Origin of the sequence: Vibrio sp. 10N.261.45.E2, from assembly GCF_002875705.1 — a bacterium.
In the GTDB taxonomy this organism is placed as follows: Bacteria; Pseudomonadota; Gammaproteobacteria; order Enterobacterales; family Vibrionaceae; genus Vibrio.
Map to the genome: position 1 here is coordinate 19,755 of NZ_MCZZ01000144.1, position 15,594 is coordinate 35,348.

Consider the following 15,594-nt stretch of genomic DNA (forward strand, 5'->3'; position numbering starts at 1 on the left):
ATGGCGACCTATGAGTAAACTCTTTGACTTGGTATCGGACTACAGCCCTTCTGGTGACCAACCGACCGCGATAACCAAATTACTAGATGGATTAGATTCTGGTTTGGCACATCAAACTCTATTAGGGGTAACGGGCTCTGGTAAAACCTTTACCCTAGCAAACGTCATTTCCCAATCTCAAAGACCTGCGATTCTGTTAGCGCCTAACAAAACATTAGCAGCTCAACTTTACGGTGAGATGAAATCTTTCTTTCCAAACAATGCCGTTGAGTATTTTGTTTCTTACTACGATTACTACCAACCTGAAGCTTATGTTCCAACCACGGACACGTTTATCGAGAAAGATGCGTCTGTGAATGCCCATATTGAACAAATGAGGCTTTCGGCAACTAAAGCCTTGCTAGAACGAAAAGACGCCATCATTGTGGCTTCTGTATCGGCTATCTATGGTCTGGGTGATCCAAAGTCTTACTTGAAAATGATGCTTCACTTGAGTCGTGGCGAGGTGATGGATCAGCGAGACATTTTACGCCGCTTGGCTGAGCTGCAATATTCAAGAAACGACGTTGCCTTTGAGCGTGGCCAGTTCCGTGTTCGTGGTGAAGTGATAGACATTTTCCCGGCTGAATCTGACCAAGACGCGGTGCGAATCGAGATGTTTGATGATGAAGTCGACTGCATCAGTATTTTCGATCCTCTGACTGGTGCAGTTAAGCAAAGAGACTTACCGCGCTTTACGGTTTATCCCAAAACTCACTATGTAACGCCAAGAGAAAAAATCCTTGAAGCGATTGAGAACATTAAAGATGAACTGCGCGATCGAGCTCAATACTTAAAAGACAACAACAAGCTTCTTGAAGAGCAGCGTATTTCACAAAGAACTCAGTTTGATATTGAGATGATGACGGAGCTTGGCTTCTGCTCCGGTATCGAAAACTATTCACGATACTTGAGCGGTCGTGCGGAAGGGGAAGCGCCTCCGACGTTATTTGATTACCTGCCTGATGATGGCTTGCTGATTATCGATGAGTCACACGTAACCGTGCCGCAAATTGGCGCTATGTACAAAGGCGACCGTTCGCGAAAAGAAACCTTGGTTGAGTTTGGTTTCCGTCTGCCTTCTGCATTGGATAACCGACCAATGAAGTTTGAAGAATTCGAATCGATCGCGCCGCAAACGATTTTTGTTTCCGCAACGCCAGGTAACTACGAGATTGAAAAATCAGATGGCGAGATTGCCGATCAAGTGGTGCGTCCTACAGGTCTGTTAGACCCTATTATTGAGGTACGTCCGGTTGCGACTCAGGTGGATGATTTGCTATCTGAAATCAGAATCCGTTCAGCGAAGGAAGAGCGTGTGTTGGTGACGACGCTGACTAAACGAATGGCGGAAGACTTAACCGAATACCTAAGTGAGCACGGCGTTAAAGTGCGTTACTTGCACTCGGATATCGATACCGTTGAGCGTGTAGAGATCATCCGAGACCTGCGTTTGGGCGAGTTCGACGTGTTAGTGGGTATTAACTTACTTCGTGAGGGTTTAGACATGCCTGAAGTGTCGCTGGTGGCGATTCTTGATGCGGACAAAGAGGGCTTCTTACGTTCTGAACGCTCTCTGATTCAAACCATTGGTCGTGCGGCACGTAACCTTGAAGGTAAGGCGATCTTGTATGGTGATTCAATTACTAAGTCGATGAGAAAAGCAATTGATGAAACCGATCGTCGTCGTGAAAAGCAGCAAGCCTACAACGAAGAGCAAGGTATTACACCACAAGCACTGAAACGTAATATTAAAGATATTATGGAGTTGGGTGACATCACTAAGTCGAAACAACAGCGTCAATCTAAGCAGGTTCCACTGTCTAAGGTGGCTGAGCCTTCTGAAAGTTATGCAGTGCTTACGCCACAGCAACTTGATAAAGAGATCAGCAAGCTAGAAGCCGCGATGTATCAGCATGCTCAGAATCTGGAGTTTGAATTGGCGGCACAGAAACGTGATGAAATTGAGCAGCTAAGAAAGCAGTTTATTACCAACAGTTAATATCTATTCGTTTCCCTGAATAGAGATATTGAGAGTATTTCAGACAAAAAAACAGCCAGTAGTAAATGTTCTACTGGCTTACGTTTGTGAACACTCGGTCCACTAACAACGTCAGTTGGCTAGGTGACCCGAAGGTCATCTTTAAGACTGCATCGTTCGTGCCATGTAGGTAAAACATTGATTATTTGAAGTAAGTAAAAAAATACACTACAAATATTGTGGCCAATTTGCATAATGCAAAGCGGAATGCGACTATAATAAGAAATGCAAATTATAAATGGCTAGGATATGCAATCAAAAACGCTAGATAACAAATCGAAGTATTTGTTGATGGTAGAGGATACCGCTTCGGTAGCAGCTTTATATCGGTCGTATCTTACACCGCTCGAAATTGATATCAACATTGTAGGCACTGGCCGCGATGCAATCGAGAGTTTGAATCATCGAATCCCAGACCTTATTTTATTAGATCTACGTCTACCTGACATGACGGGTATGGACGTGCTATTTGCTGTAAAACAAAAATACCCTGAAGTTCCGGTTATTTTCATGACTGCTCACGGTTCTATCGATACCGCGGTAGAAGCGATGCGTCATGGTTCTCAAGACTTCCTTATCAAGCCGTGTGAAGCCGATAGACTCCGTATTACGGTGAACAACGCGATCCGCAAAGCCACCAAGCTTAAAAACAGCTCGGAACACCCAGGAAATCAGAACTATCAAGGCTTTATTGGTAGCAGCCAAACCATGCAGCAGGTGTACCGAACTATCGATTCTGCCGCATCGAGTAAGGCGAGTATTTTCATTACAGGTGAAAGTGGTACGGGCAAAGAGGTGTGTGCAGAGGCCATTCACGCTGCGAGTAAGCGTGGAGATAAGCCATTTATCGCGATTAACTGTGCCGCAATCCCTAAAGATTTGATTGAAAGTGAACTGTTTGGTCACGTTAAAGGTGCCTTTACCGGTGCGGCAACTGATCGTCAAGGCGCTGCTGAGCTTGCTGATGGTGGAACACTATTCCTTGATGAATTGTGTGAGATGGATTTAGAGCTACAAACTAAGCTTCTTCGCTTTATCCAAACCGGTACTTTCCAAAAAGTCGGCTCTTCGAAGATGAAGAGTGTGGACGTTCGTTTTGTGTGTGCGACTAACCGAGACCCTTGGAAAGAAGTACAAGAAGGTCGCTTTAGGGAAGATTTATACTATCGTTTATACGTGATTCCACTGCACTTGCCGCCATTGCGTGAGCGTGGTGAAGATGTCATCGAGATTGCGTATTCACTGCTCGGCTACATGTCGGTCGAAGAAGGGAAAGCGTTTGTTCGTTTTGCTCAAGAAGTACTCGATCGCTTTAATCAATATGAGTGGCCGGGGAACGTTCGCCAGCTACAAAACGTATTACGAAACGTGGTGGTGTTGAATAACGGTAAAGAGATTACTCTGAACATGCTTCCACCACCTTTGAACCAACCGATTGAAAACAGTCTGCGATTGAAAGAGAAGCAGAATGAAGACATCACGGTAAAAGATATTTTCCCATTGTGGATCACTGAGAAAACGGCGATCGAACAGGCCATTAAAGCGTGTGATGGTAACATACCTCGCGCGGCTGGCTTTTTAGATGTCAGTCCATCGACCATTTACCGTAAGTTGCAAGCGTGGAATGCGAAGCAGTAATCACCAAACAATAAGAAAGTAATAATGACCAAAGTACTAAATCAGCAAAAAGTGGATGAGCTTGCCGGCGAAATTGGACAAGAGAATGTCCCGGTTTTATTGGAAATTTTTTTAGGTGAGTTGAAAGGCTACTATGAACACCTAGAGATAAATAAAGAGTCGGATACATCTAAGTACTTGGCCGATATCAGTCATGCACTCAAGAGCAGTGCAGCGAGCTTTGGTGCAGATTCACTGTGTAGTTTTGCGATTGGCTTAGACGCAAAAGTGAAGCAAGCCTTACCCGTGACAGAGGTTGATTTTAAAGATATGCAAGAATTGCTCTTATCAACGTACACTGAATATCAGCAGTTGATGACGGATCTCTAAAGCAGTTAATCGTCAAATATACAGATACTAAAAAAGGAGCATGATGCTCCTTTTTCGTTTTCTGCTACTTTAATGTGTGGTTTAAGCCAATTGAGCTTCAATGGCCTGTTGAAGCTTCACGCGGTCGTGTCGCCAGTCTCGATTTGCTGATGCTAGATCAGTGGTCACACAATTCCATTGCCCCTCAAGTTCAGGGTGTGGTTCATTGCCTAATACAATGTCTATCTTTCTCGCTTTGCAGGTGCGCTCACACCATTCTAATTGTTCTTGAAGCGTCATCTTCCCGGCAGGACCGTGCTCTGGTGAAAGGTTTTCAACGAAGATGACTTTTGCCTTGGTATTTTCCGCGATTGCTTTGCCAATTTCTGGTAACAGCAGCGGAGGCATCACACTGGTCAAAAAGCTTCCTGGGCCAAGGACAATGCAGTCAGCTTCTTCTACCGCGGCAACGGCCTCTTTGGTTGCTGGTACTTCTGGCGACAAGTCCATCATGCGCAGCTTTTCTGTCATGTCATCAACGTTGGTTTCGCCGGTTACCCAACGGCCGTCCATTGACAGAGCAGTGAGATCAGAAGGATGCTCGGTCATTGGGACGATGTTGACATCGACCTTGAGCATATTTCGAATGAGGTTAATTGCTTCCAATGGACGAACCGAGAGGTTGTCTAATGCGGTGAGCATCAGGTTACCCAAGTTATGACCGTCGAGTTCGCCTTGGCCGCGAAAGCGGTATTCAAACATCATCGAGCTGATCGAAGGTTCCGTGATCAATTGGTTGATACAGTTGCGTGTATCTCCCCAAGCGATACCACCTTGGCAGTCTCGAATACGTCCGGTGGAACCACCATTATCTGTTGTTGCGACAATGCCAGTCGCATTACTACCAAAGTCTTTTAATGCAGCTAGCATGCGACCTAAGCCATGACCACCACCGATTGCTACGACTTTCTTTGAAGAGTAAATATTCATTTATTGTTCTTGTTAGGTTATTACCAACTATAATTTAGAGTAAATGCTTATCGCTATATACTCAACAAGAGTTATTTTGAGCGTTTGATATGGTTTTTTTTACTGATACGACTCGTTTTTTGTCATCAGAACTAGATTCACGCACAATTTTTAAGTATTTTATACGCAGCTGCTACGAGCGCCTCTGAGCCTCGTGGTTGCCATAACTCCGAGCTCTTACATGCTAAGTCGCACAGTGGAATTTGCTGTACCGATACGCATCAAGAGCCAGTGACATGTTGTCACAAGGGCTTAATTGGAAATGATTATGCCTCCCGTGTTTGGAAAGGTGTTCCGTGGCGCAACAATTCGAAGATAGATTCCATCGCAAGTTTTATTACTTGCGCTTGTCGGTTACAGACGTCTGTAACTTTAAATGTACTTACTGCTTGCCAGATGGTTATAAACCATCAGGGCAAAAAAACTCGTCTTTTTTAAGTGTTCCTGAGATCAAACGTGTTGTTAAAGCGTTTGCAGATTGTGGCACTTCAAAGATCCGCATTACTGGCGGAGAGCCGAGCCTGCGTAAAGACTTTCCTGAAATCATACATACTATTGCTTCTACTCCAGGCATCGAAAAAGTAGCCACCACAACCAATGGCTACCGCATGGAGAAACAAGTAGGGCAATGGCGTGATGCTGGTTTAACCCACATAAACGTTAGCGTGGACAGTTTAGATTCACGTATGTTCCATCAGATCACTGGTGAGAATAAGTTTACTGAGGTTATGCGAGGTATTGATAAAGCGTTTGAAGTTGGCTTCGAACAAGTCAAAGTCAACGTTGTATTGATGAAAGACCTCAACAGTCAGGAATTACCAGCCTTCCTTAATTGGATCAAAGACAAACCTATTCAATTGCGTTTTATCGAGCTGATGAAAACCGGCGAGATGGACGAGTTGTTCGATAAACACCATGTGTCTGGCGTTGCGATTCGCAACCAGCTTATTGCTAATGGTTGGCTGTTAAAAGTCAAAGCCGTGAATGATGGCCCAGCTCAAGTGTTTGTCCACCCAGACTACAAAGGTGAAATCGGTTTGATCATGCCTTACGAGAAAGACTTTTGTGATAGTTGCAACCGACTGCGCGTTTCTGCGACCGGTAAACTTCACCTATGTCTGTTTGGCGACCATGGTGTTGAACTGAGAGATCTGATTCAAGAAGATCAACAAGAGCAAGAGCTCATTGATCGTATTCAGGCACAGCTTCAAACCAAGTCCGTTAGCCACTTCTTACATGATGGCAACAGCGGCATGACTCCAAACTTGGCGTCAATCGGCGGTTAACCCGCTATATACTCTAAAGCATTTTATCGCTCAGCCTATTTCGGCTGGGCGAGTAAATCTAATCATTGAAAAATTTATAGGTGAACAAATGGGTCACGCAGAAAGCAAATTCCAAGCAGCAAACATTGCAGTACTAACGGTTTCAGATACTCGTACAGAAGAAAATGACACGTCAGGTGGTTACTTAGCTGAGAATGCTAAAGAAGCGGGCCACAACGTGGTTGATAAGCAAATCGTTATCGATGATATGTACAAGATCCGTGCGATCGTATCTCAATGGATTGCTGATGAGAACGTACAAGCTATCATGATCACGGGTGGTACAGGTTTCACTTCTCGTGACAGCACGCCAGAAGCGCTTAAGCCACTATTCGACAAAGAAGTAGAAGGCTTTGGTGAGCTATTCCGTCAAGTATCTTACGAAGAGATTGGTACATCGACTATTCAGTCTCGTGCGATTGCGGGTTTTGCTAACCACACTGTCATCTTTGCGATGCCAGGTTCTACAGGTGCTTGTCGCACAGGTTGGACTAAGATCATCAAGCAACAGATGGACGCTAGCCACCGCCCTTGTAACTTCATGCCACACCTTTCTGTATAAGGCGGTTTGAGTATGAGCCAATTTACACACATTAACGCGTCTGGCGAAGCAAACATGGTAGATGTATCGGCTAAAGCTGAAACTGTTCGTGAAGCGAGAGCAGAAGCATTCGTTCAAATGTCGGCAGAAACGCTAGAGCTGATTGTTTCTGGTAGCCACCATAAAGGTGATGTTTTCGCAACGGCACGTATTGCGGGTATTCAAGCAGCAAAGAAAACATGGGACCTAATCCCACTGTGTCACCCTTTACTACTTACGAAAGTAGAAGTGCAGCTTGAAGCTATCGAATCTGAAAGCAAGGTACGTATCGAGTCGGTATGTAAGCTTGCTGGTAAGACAGGCGTAGAGATGGAAGCGCTAACGGCAGCTTCTGTTGCTGCACTGACGATTTACGATATGTGTAAAGCCGTTCAGAAAGATATTGTTATCGAGAACGTACGCCTGTTAGAGAAGACGGGTGGTAAATCAGGACACTTTAAGGTGGAATCATGATTACTGTACTTTTCTTCGCTCAAACTCGCGAACTTGTCGGTGTTGACAGCCTAGAAGTCGACGCGCAATTCAGCACCATCGAAGCAATTCGCAGCCACCTTGTAACACAAGAAGGCAAATGGGATATCGCATTGGAAGAGGGTAAGCTTCTGGCTGCACTTAACCAATCAATCGTACCTTTGACTACTGAAGTGAAAGACGGCGACGAAGTGGCATTCTTCCCACCTGTAACCGGAGGCTAGTCATGAATGATTCTCGAGTTATAGATCGAAGAGTAGTAGTGACAGCAGAAGATTTTTCTGTAGGCGACGAATACGACTACTTGGCTCAAGGTACCGCTGCCGGAGCGATTGTGACGTTCGTTGGCAAAGTTCGCGACATGAACCTTGGCGACAATGTGATTGGTTTGTCTCTGGAGCACTACCCGGGTATGACAGAGAAATCACTGAGCGAGATCTGTGATCAAGCTGAGGCGCGTTGGCCCATCCAAAAGATGCGTGTTATCCACCGTGTTGGTGACCTAGATATTGGTGATCAGATTGTTTACGTTGGTGTGTCCAGTGCGCACCGAGGTGCTGCGTTTGAAGCTTGTGAGTTTGTTATGGATTTCCTAAAAACCAAAGCGCCATTTTGGAAAAAGGAACGTACCACTGAGATGACTCGTTGGGTCGATTCTCGTGATTCGGATGCGAAAGCGGCAGAACGCTGGGAAAAGTAACTCTCGCAATATGATGTTGCTTCAAAATTTGAACTGTTGATTGAGACAATAAAAAGCCGACTATTAAAGTCGGTTTTTTTGTGCGTGCTACAAGGTTATTTATAAATAAGTGCCGTATTAATAAATAATCAATCATTCAAGCTGAATATAAATTCGATGCGTGATTTTTTCTGTATTGGTGCACTTCTAAATCCGTTTTGGTGCAGTGCATTATGCTGTTTTGTATAAAGTGATAACCCTCACAAATAGTGGAGTCTATTTAGGGGATATGTGATGTGCAATTAGATTTCATGTGGCATTAATGTTAATTTGCTGACCGTGTTCTAGCATAAGATGCTAAAAAAAAGTATCAATACAGATACATCAACACTAAAGGCTGTTTTTTAATTAATCCCTATGTGTAACTCACTATTCATTAGGTTTTTATTAGAGATTTACACTGTTACCTTGAGTGATTCGGAGAATTATCCGATTTTTTGCGACTTGTTTATGGCAAATTACTTCAATGGTTGATAGTGTGTGCCTCAATCTTTGTAAGGTTTTAGGTTTTTATGCTTAAATTTTGAGCTAAATAGATCTAAATCACTGCCGTTCAGTGAACCTAGCAAAGAAGTCATGGATGCAATACGAAAAACTTGGAGTTTATTAGATGTACAAGAATAAAATCACTCAAGCCCTTCTTCTAGGTGCTGGTTTGGCAGTCGCTGCCACTTCTACCCTTTCTATCGCCGCTGAAGTTCCAGCAGGCACTGAACTAGCAAAAGTTCAGGAACTGGTTCGCGGTAACGGTACTGAAGTAGCAACACTCGACCCTCACAAATCTCAAGGTGTACCAGAATCTCACGTAATTCGTGATCTTCTAGAAGGTTTAGTGAACCAAGATGGCGACGGCAATACTATCCCAGGAGTAGCTGAAAGCTGGGAAACGACAGACAATAAAACATTCACTTTCCACCTGCGTAAAAACGCTAAATGGTCTAACGGCGACCCTGTAACTGCAAATGACTTTGTTTACAGCTTCCAACGTGCGGTTGATCCTTTAACTGCGTCTCCATACGCTTGGTACATGGAATATACCAAGATGGCGAATGCGAAAGACATCGTCGCGGGTAAGAAAGACAAGAGTGAACTAGGCGTTAGAGCTTTAGATGACTACACGTTAGAAGTGACTTTAGATACAGCGGTCCCATATTTCGTAATGATGATGGGTCATACAACAGTGAAGCCAGTACATAAAGCAACTGTTGAAAAATTCGGTGACCAGTGGACTAAGCCTGAAAACTTTGTTGGTAATGGTGCATTTGTTCCAAATCAATGGGTAGTTAACGAGCGTCTTGAACTAGTACGCAACGAAAATTACTGGGATAACGAACATACAGTTCTTAACAAAGTTACATTCCTACCAATTGAGAACCAAGTTGCGGAAATGAACCGCTTCCTCTCTGGCGAACTAGATTTTACATACGAAGTTCCTAACGAGCACTTCCGTCGCTTACAGAAAGAATACCCAGAAGATGTTAACATTAAGGGTAACCTGTGTACTTATTATTACCAATTTAATGCACAGAAAGCACCTTTCGACGACGTACGCGTTCGTAAAGCAATGTCTTACGCGATGAACCGTGACATCGTTACGAAAGCGATTCTTGGTCAAGGCCAGAAACCAGCTTACTTCTTGACTCCTGAAATTACTGCTGGTTTTGACCCGGTAACTCCAGAGTATGGTCAACTTTCTCAAAAAGAGCGTATTGCTGAAGCGAAGCGTCTTCTTGAAGAAGCTGGCTACACGAAGAGCAACCCGCTTGAATTCAATCTGCTTTACAACACATCTGAGAACCACAAGAAGCTTGCTGTAGCAATTGCATCAATGTGGAAGAAAGAGCTTGGTATTAACGCGAAACTCGAAAACCAAGAGTGGAAATCATACCTAGACAGTAAAGATACTGGTAACTTTGACGTTGCTCGTGCAGGTTGGTGTGGTGACTACAATGAAGCATCTTCATTCCTAACATTGATGGTTAGTCAGAATACAACTGCTGGTCAGCACTACAAGAGCGCTGACTATGACAAGGTTATCGAAAAAGCACTAAGCTCTACTTCAGAAGAAGAGCGTACGAAGCTATACATCGATGCAGAAAAATTGCTAGCTAAAGACATGCCAATTGCTCCAGTCTACCAGTACGTTACAACACGTCTTGTATCACCTCAGCTAGGTGGTTACCCAGAAGGTAACGCCGAAGATAAGATCTATTCAAAAGATCTTTATATCAAAGCAAAATAACCTCCTATAAAAATAAAACATAACTAACTTAGACTTGTGTGCGAGAAATCGCACACAGTGTCTATTTAACTTTTAATTGTCACAGACTGAAAAGAGTGAGTTTATGCTTAAATTCATTATGAAAAGGATATTCGAAGCGATTCCAACCATGTTGGTGTTGATCACTATATCTTTCTTTCTCATGCGTTTCGCTCCGGGTAACCCGTTTTCAAGCGAACGTCCATTACCGCCAGAAGTTATGGCTAACATCGAAGCTAAATACGGCTTAGATAAACCAGTATTTGAACAATACACCACGTATTTGACAAATATCTTACAAGGTGACTTCGGTCCCTCGTTTAAATACCAAGACTACACGGTAAATGAGCTGATCGCGGTTGCACTTCCGGTATCTGCGAAGGTAGGTTTTATTGCCTTTATCTTTACCCTGATTATGGGAGTATCGGTCGGGACGATTGCCGCCTTGAAGCACAACACCTGGATCGACTACACCATAATGTCGACCGCCATGCTCGGGGTAGTAATGCCATCCTTCGTGTTGGCTCCGGCGCTTATTTACCTATTCTCTCTGCACTGGAACATATTTCCAGCAGGTGGTTGGCACGGCGGTACTTATATGTACATCGTCCTGCCAGTTATCGCGATGTCTCTTCTTTACGTAGCCACATTTGCTCGTATTACTCGCGGTAGCATGATTGAAACGCTAAACAGTAACTTTATCCGAACCGCACGTGCAAAAGGCCTAAGTTACCGCTACATAGTTCTAAAACATGCACTGAAGCCAGCACTGCTGCCTGTTGTTTCTTACATGGGGCCTGCGTTTGTAGGTATCATTACAGGTTCTGTTGTTGTTGAAACCATCTTCGGCTTACCAGGTATCGGCAAGCTGTTTGTTAACGCCGCGTTTAACCGTGACTACTCGCTAGTAATGGGTGTAACCATCTTGATTGGTTTCCTATTCATCTTGTTCAACGCAATCGTTGATATTTTGCTAGCGCTGATTGACCCGAAAATTCGCTACTAACAGGGACGCATGGTTATGTTGAAGAAAAAAGAAAATTTAGAAGCGATCGAAAAGTTCTCTGAGAGCTTAGAAATTGAAGGTCGTAGTTTGTGGCAGGATGCCCGCATTCGTTTCATGCGAAACAAAGCGGCAATGGTAAGCCTGTTTATTCTTACGCTAATGGTACTGGCAGTTATCTTTTTACCGATGCTTGCTCAGTACACTTATGATGATACTGACTGGTACGCAATGCATGCAGCGCCAAGCGCGGACCACTGGTTTGGCACTGATAGCTTGGGCCGTGATTTGTATGTTCGTACTCTTATTGGTGGCCGAATCTCACTGATGGTTGGTGTGATGGGTGCATTCGTAGCGGTACTGATTGGTACGCTTTACGGTGCAGCTTCTGGCTTCATCGGTGGACGAACTGACCGAGTGATGATGCGTATCCTAGAAATCTTGTACGCGGTTCCATTTATGTTCCTAGTTATCGTTCTAGTGACATTCTTTGGTCGTAACATCATTCTCATCTTCGTTGCGATTGGTGCGATTGCTTGGCTGGATATGGCGCGTATTGTACGTGGTCAAACGTTAAGTTTACGTAGTAAAGAATTCATTGAAGCAGCACACGTATGTGGTGTGAGCAAATGGAAGATCATTACACGTCACATCGTACCAAACGTACTGGGTATCGTAGCGGTTTACTCTACGCTGCTTATTCCAAGCATGATCCTTACAGAATCATTCTTATCTTTCCTTGGTCTTGGTGTTCAAGAGCCTATGACAAGCTGGGGCGCATTGCTTCAAGAAGGTTCGCAAACAATGGAAGTTGCAATCTGGCAACTGACATTCCCTGCGGCGTTCATGGTAGTTACGCTGTTCTGCTTTAACTACGTAGGTGATGGTCTGCGCGACGCGCTTGATCCAAAAGACAGATAACGAAATAGCAATTAAAAGCTATAAAAGATTAAGGAAGCAATAATGAGCTTATTAGATGTCAAAGATCTGCGCGTCGAATTTACCACGCAAGATGGTATCGTAACCGCAGTAAACGACTTGAACTTCTCACTTAACCAAGGCGAAACGCTGGGTATTGTTGGTGAGTCGGGTTCAGGTAAATCACAAACGGTATTTGCACTGATGGGGCTGCTGGCTAAAAACGGCATCATCTCAGGTAGTGCAAAGTTTGAAGGCAATGAAATCCTCAACCTGCCTGAAAAAGAGCTGAACAAGGTTCGTGCTGAACAGATCGCGATGATCTTCCAAGATCCAATGACCTCGCTTAACCCTTACATGAAGGTGAGCGATCAGTTGATGGAAGTACTGATGCTGCATAAAGGCATGGGTAAAGCTGAAGCGTTTGAAGAGTCAGTGCGCATGCTTGAGGCGGTGAAAATCCCTGAAGCACGCAAGCGTATCACTATGTACCCACACGAATTTTCTGGCGGTATGCGTCAGCGTGTGATGATCGCAATGGCACTATTGTGTCGCCCTAAACTGCTTATCGCTGATGAACCAACAACCGCTTTGGATGTAACTATTCAAGCGCAAATCATGGAATTGCTGAACGAATTGAAAGATGAGTTCAACACGGCAATCATCATGATCACCCACGATTTGGGTGTAGTTGCGGGTTCATGTGACAAAGTACTTGTGATGTACGCTGGTCGTACAATGGAGTACGGCACGGTTGATGAAATCTTCTACGAGCCAAGCCACCCATACGCAGAAGGCCTACTTAAAGCGATTCCTCGTTTGGATACAGAAGGTGAAATTCTGCCGACGATTCCAGGTAATCCACCAAACTTACTTCGCCTGCCAACAGGCTGTCCTTACCAAGACCGTTGTCACCGTGTAATGGACCGTTGTAAGCAAGAAGCACCTATTTTGACGCCATTTGGTAATGACCGTCAGCGTGCTTGTTTTTCTGACTGGGAGACTTGGACAAAATGAGTGTAGATAAGCAGTTATTATTAGATATTAAAGACCTGAAAGTTCACTTTAGCATCGCAGCTAAATCAGCGTGGCCTTGGGCAAAACCGTCAAACCTGAAAGCCGTTGATGGCGTTGATATTCACCTTTACGAAGGAGAAACGCTGGGTGTAGTAGGTGAGTCCGGTTGTGGTAAGTCGACTTTTGCACGCGCAATTATCGGTTTGGTTGAAGCGACTGAAGGGCAAGTGATGTGGTTAGGTCAAGACTTAACTAAGATGCAGGAAGTAAAGCGTCGTGAGACTCGTAAAGAGATTCAGATGATCTTCCAAGACCCGCTAGCATCACTTAACCCGCGTATGTCTGTTGGTGACATTATTGCCGAACCTCTAGAGACTTTTTACCCTGAACTTTCTAAACAGGAAGTGAAGGACAGAGTTAAAGAGATGATGGCAAAGGTTGGTCTACTACCAAACGTAATCAACCGTTATCCACACGAGTTCTCTGGTGGTCAGTGTCAGCGTATTGGTATTGCACGTGCGCTTATCTTGAAGCCTAAGATGATCATCTGTGATGAACCAGTTTCTGCACTGGATGTATCTATCCAAGCTCAAGTAGTTAACCTTCTGAAAGAGCTACAGAAAGAACTTGGTTTGTCTTTGGTATTCATCGCGCACGATTTGTCAGTGGTTAAACATATCTCTGACCGTGTATTGGTGATGTACCTAGGTAATGCGGTAGAGCTTGGTGAATCAGATGCCTTATTCTCTGACCCTAAGCACCCGTATACTAAAGCTTTGATGTCTGCAGTTCCGATTCCAGACCCTCGCTTAGAGCGTAATAAAACCATTCAGATGCTGGAGGGTGATTTACCGTCACCAATCAACCCACCATCAGGTTGTGTGTTCCGTACTCGTTGCCCACAAGCAACAGAGGTATGTGCGCAAACTAAGCCAACGATTCAAGGCGATGACGTTCACGCAGTATCTTGCTTGCACGTACAAGTCTAGAGCCTATTTAAAACGGTTCAGCCTGTGACAGGCTTAAGCGCGACTAGTTATTAGAGTCGCGCTTTTTTTGTTTCTAAAGCTTCATACTCAATAAGCTTCATCAAATAATTCGAACAACTAAGCCAACTTCTTCTAGTTTTGAAAAAGTTGGCTTTTTTTATACTAGAGAACAGTATGAAAGATAGAGGTTTGGATATGGGTAAGTTAGTTGAAGGTGTTTGGCATGATGTTTGGTACGACACCAAAGAAAGCGGTGGTAAGTTCGTTCGCGAAGATGCAGGTTTTCGTCATTGGGTAAAGAATAAGCCGGACGCACAGTTTCAGCCAGAAAGTGGCCGTTACCACCTATACGTATCGTTAGCTTGCCCTTGGGCGCATCGCACGCTGATCTTCCGTGAGCTTAAAGGCCTCACCGAGCACATTGACGTGACAGTAGTCTGCCCTGATATGATGAGTGAAGGGTGGCAAATGGGGTTACCTGAACCTCTGTTCGGTCACACTCGTATGCACCAAATCTACACTCAAGCCAAACCGGATTACTCGGGTAGAGTCACGGTGCCAGTGCTGTGGGACAAGAAAACCAACACCATTGTGAGTAACGAGTCCTCTGAAATTATTCGCATGTTCAACTCAGAATTTAATGAGCTAACGGGCAACACCGATGATTACTATCCGTGGGAATTGGCGAGCAAAATTGATGAGTGGAACGATTATATTTACCCGAACATTAATAACGGTGTTTATCGTACCGGCTTTGCGACAACACAAGAGGCTTATGAAGAAGCGTATGATGCGTTGTTTGAGGCGTTAGACAAAGTCGATGCACATCTTAGCGAACATCGCTATTTAGCGGGTAGTGAGATTACAGAAGCGGATTGGCGGTTGTTCACGACCTTGGTGCGATTCGATGCGGTTTATGTGGGTCACTTTAAGTGCAATAAGCAGCGAGTTGCTGATTACCCCAATATTCAAGGTTACTTAAAAGAGTTGTACCAAGTAGAGGGTATTAAAGAGACAACCGACTTCTACCATATTAAGCGTCACTATTACTACAGCCATACTGGTATCAACCCAACGCAAGTTGTAACAAAAGGGCCTGCTTTGGATTTAGAGTCGCCGCATGGGCGAGGTTAGAATCTTCAAGTAACATACTTTGTTGCAGACATAAAAAAACCC

15 protein-coding genes and 1 riboswitch are annotated in these 15,594 nt (G+C 44.3%); of the genes, 14 read left to right on the forward strand and 1 reads right to left on the reverse strand.

Going from position 1 to position 15,594, the window contains the following annotated elements:
• Positions 1-10 precede the first annotated feature (10 nt).
• The 3 genes from uvrB (at position 11) to luxU (ending at position 4,087) form a co-directional block, all read left to right on the forward strand.
• Positions 11-2,041, forward strand: coding sequence for an excinuclease ABC subunit UvrB (gene uvrB, locus BCT34_RS18290; protein WP_076656938.1), 2,031 nt, complete (start codon positions 11-13; stop codon positions 2,039-2,041).
• A 288-nt stretch (positions 2,042-2,329) separates the two neighbouring features.
• Positions 2,330-3,718 (forward strand): quorum-sensing sigma-54 dependent transcriptional regulator LuxO, encoded by a 1,389-nt coding sequence (luxO, locus tag BCT34_RS18295; protein WP_076656939.1) that lies wholly within the window; start codon positions 2,330-2,332, stop codon positions 3,716-3,718.
• Between the two features lie 24 nt (positions 3,719-3,742).
• On the forward strand, positions 3,743-4,087 hold the full coding sequence (gene luxU / locus BCT34_RS18300) for a quorum-sensing phosphorelay protein LuxU (protein ID WP_076656940.1): 345 nt from the start codon (positions 3,743-3,745) through the stop codon (positions 4,085-4,087).
• Positions 4,088-4,168: 81 nt separating this feature from the next.
• Here the strand turns inward: luxU and BCT34_RS18305 are convergent, their stop codons facing one another.
• Positions 4,169-5,056 carry a YvcK family protein gene (locus tag BCT34_RS18305; protein WP_076656941.1) on the reverse strand — a complete coding sequence of 296 codons (888 nt, stop codon included), beginning with the start codon at positions 5,054-5,056 and terminating at the stop codon, positions 4,169-4,171.
• A gap of 194 nt (positions 5,057-5,250) precedes the next feature.
• Positions 5,251-5,403, forward strand: a riboswitch (molybdenum cofactor riboswitch).
• Between BCT34_RS18305 and moaA the strand changes: the two genes are divergently transcribed.
• From moaA to BCT34_RS18360, 11 genes are all read left to right on the forward strand, one after another.
• A complete protein-coding gene (gene moaA, locus BCT34_RS18310; RefSeq protein WP_076656942.1) occupies positions 5,392-6,381 on the forward strand; it encodes a GTP 3',8-cyclase MoaA in 990 nt (329 codons plus the stop codon). It overlaps the preceding riboswitch by 12 nt.
• Positions 6,382-6,469: 88 nt before the next feature.
• A complete protein-coding gene (moaB, locus tag BCT34_RS18315; protein ID WP_076656943.1) occupies positions 6,470-6,982 on the forward strand; it encodes a molybdenum cofactor biosynthesis protein B in 513 nt (170 codons plus the stop codon).
• Between the two features lie 12 nt (positions 6,983-6,994).
• A complete protein-coding gene (gene moaC, locus BCT34_RS18320; protein ID WP_017076655.1) occupies positions 6,995-7,474 on the forward strand; it encodes a cyclic pyranopterin monophosphate synthase MoaC in 480 nt (159 codons plus the stop codon).
• A complete protein-coding gene (moaD, locus tag BCT34_RS18325) occupies positions 7,471-7,716 on the forward strand; it encodes a molybdopterin synthase sulfur carrier subunit (RefSeq protein WP_019823606.1) in 246 nt (81 codons plus the stop codon). Before moaC ends, moaD begins: the two co-directional genes overlap by 4 nt.
• Positions 7,717-7,718: 2 nt before the next feature.
• Positions 7,719-8,192, forward strand: coding sequence for a molybdopterin synthase catalytic subunit MoaE (moaE, locus tag BCT34_RS18330; RefSeq protein ID WP_076656944.1), 474 nt, complete (start codon positions 7,719-7,721; stop codon positions 8,190-8,192).
• Between the two features lie 649 nt (positions 8,193-8,841).
• Positions 8,842-10,473 carry an ABC transporter substrate-binding protein gene (locus BCT34_RS18335; RefSeq protein WP_076656945.1) on the forward strand — a complete coding sequence of 544 codons (1,632 nt, stop codon included), beginning with the start codon at positions 8,842-8,844 and terminating at the stop codon, positions 10,471-10,473.
• Positions 10,474-10,576: 103 nt separating this feature from the next.
• Positions 10,577-11,497, forward strand: coding sequence for an oligopeptide ABC transporter permease OppB (oppB, locus tag BCT34_RS18340; protein WP_019823600.1), 921 nt, complete (start codon positions 10,577-10,579; stop codon positions 11,495-11,497).
• Between the two features lie 15 nt (positions 11,498-11,512).
• Complete coding sequence (gene oppC, locus BCT34_RS18345) at positions 11,513-12,415, forward strand: oligopeptide ABC transporter permease OppC (protein WP_019823598.1); 903 nt, start codon at positions 11,513-11,515, stop codon at positions 12,413-12,415.
• A 42-nt stretch (positions 12,416-12,457) separates the two neighbouring features.
• The gene (locus BCT34_RS18350) at positions 12,458-13,429 is read left to right on the forward strand and encodes an ABC transporter ATP-binding protein (protein WP_076656946.1); all 972 of its coding nucleotides are present in this window, start codon (positions 12,458-12,460) and stop codon (positions 13,427-13,429) included.
• Positions 13,426-14,418, forward strand: a complete 993-nt coding sequence (gene oppF, locus BCT34_RS18355) for a murein tripeptide/oligopeptide ABC transporter ATP binding protein OppF (protein ID WP_076656947.1) — start codon at positions 13,426-13,428, stop codon at positions 14,416-14,418. Before BCT34_RS18350 ends, oppF begins: the two co-directional genes overlap by 4 nt.
• 195 nt (positions 14,419-14,613) lie before the next feature.
• On the forward strand, positions 14,614-15,552 hold the full coding sequence (locus BCT34_RS18360; RefSeq protein WP_076657000.1) for a glutathione S-transferase family protein: 939 nt from the start codon (positions 14,614-14,616) through the stop codon (positions 15,550-15,552).
• Positions 15,553-15,594 lie beyond the last annotated feature (42 nt).

Excerpts from the sequence above, each read along its gene's own strand:
- uvrB (WP_076656938.1), top strand. The coding sequence starts at position 11 with ATGAGTAAACTCTTTGACTTGGTATCGGACTACAGCCCTTCTGGTGAC.
- luxO (WP_076656939.1), top strand. The coding sequence starts at position 2,330 with ATGCAATCAAAAACGCTAGATAACAAATCGAAGTATTTGTTGATGGTA.
- luxU (WP_076656940.1), top strand. The coding sequence starts at position 3,743 with ATGACCAAAGTACTAAATCAGCAAAAAGTGGATGAGCTTGCCGGCGAA.
- BCT34_RS18305 (WP_076656941.1), bottom strand. The coding sequence starts at position 5,056 with ATGAATATTTACTCTTCAAAGAAAGTCGTAGCAATCGGTGGTGGTCAT.
- moaB (WP_076656943.1), top strand. The coding sequence starts at position 6,470 with ATGGGTCACGCAGAAAGCAAATTCCAAGCAGCAAACATTGCAGTACTA.
- moaC (WP_017076655.1), top strand. The coding sequence starts at position 6,995 with ATGAGCCAATTTACACACATTAACGCGTCTGGCGAAGCAAACATGGTA.
- moaD (WP_019823606.1), top strand. The coding sequence starts at position 7,471 with ATGATTACTGTACTTTTCTTCGCTCAAACTCGCGAACTTGTCGGTGTT.
- moaE (WP_076656944.1), top strand. The coding sequence starts at position 7,719 with ATGAATGATTCTCGAGTTATAGATCGAAGAGTAGTAGTGACAGCAGAA.
- BCT34_RS18335 (WP_076656945.1), top strand. The coding sequence starts at position 8,842 with ATGTACAAGAATAAAATCACTCAAGCCCTTCTTCTAGGTGCTGGTTTG.
- oppB (WP_019823600.1), top strand. The coding sequence starts at position 10,577 with ATGCTTAAATTCATTATGAAAAGGATATTCGAAGCGATTCCAACCATG.
- oppC (WP_019823598.1), top strand. The coding sequence starts at position 11,513 with ATGTTGAAGAAAAAAGAAAATTTAGAAGCGATCGAAAAGTTCTCTGAG.
- BCT34_RS18350 (WP_076656946.1), top strand. The coding sequence starts at position 12,458 with ATGAGCTTATTAGATGTCAAAGATCTGCGCGTCGAATTTACCACGCAA.
- oppF (WP_076656947.1), top strand. The coding sequence starts at position 13,426 with ATGAGTGTAGATAAGCAGTTATTATTAGATATTAAAGACCTGAAAGTT.
- BCT34_RS18360 (WP_076657000.1), top strand. The coding sequence starts at position 14,614 with ATGGGTAAGTTAGTTGAAGGTGTTTGGCATGATGTTTGGTACGACACC.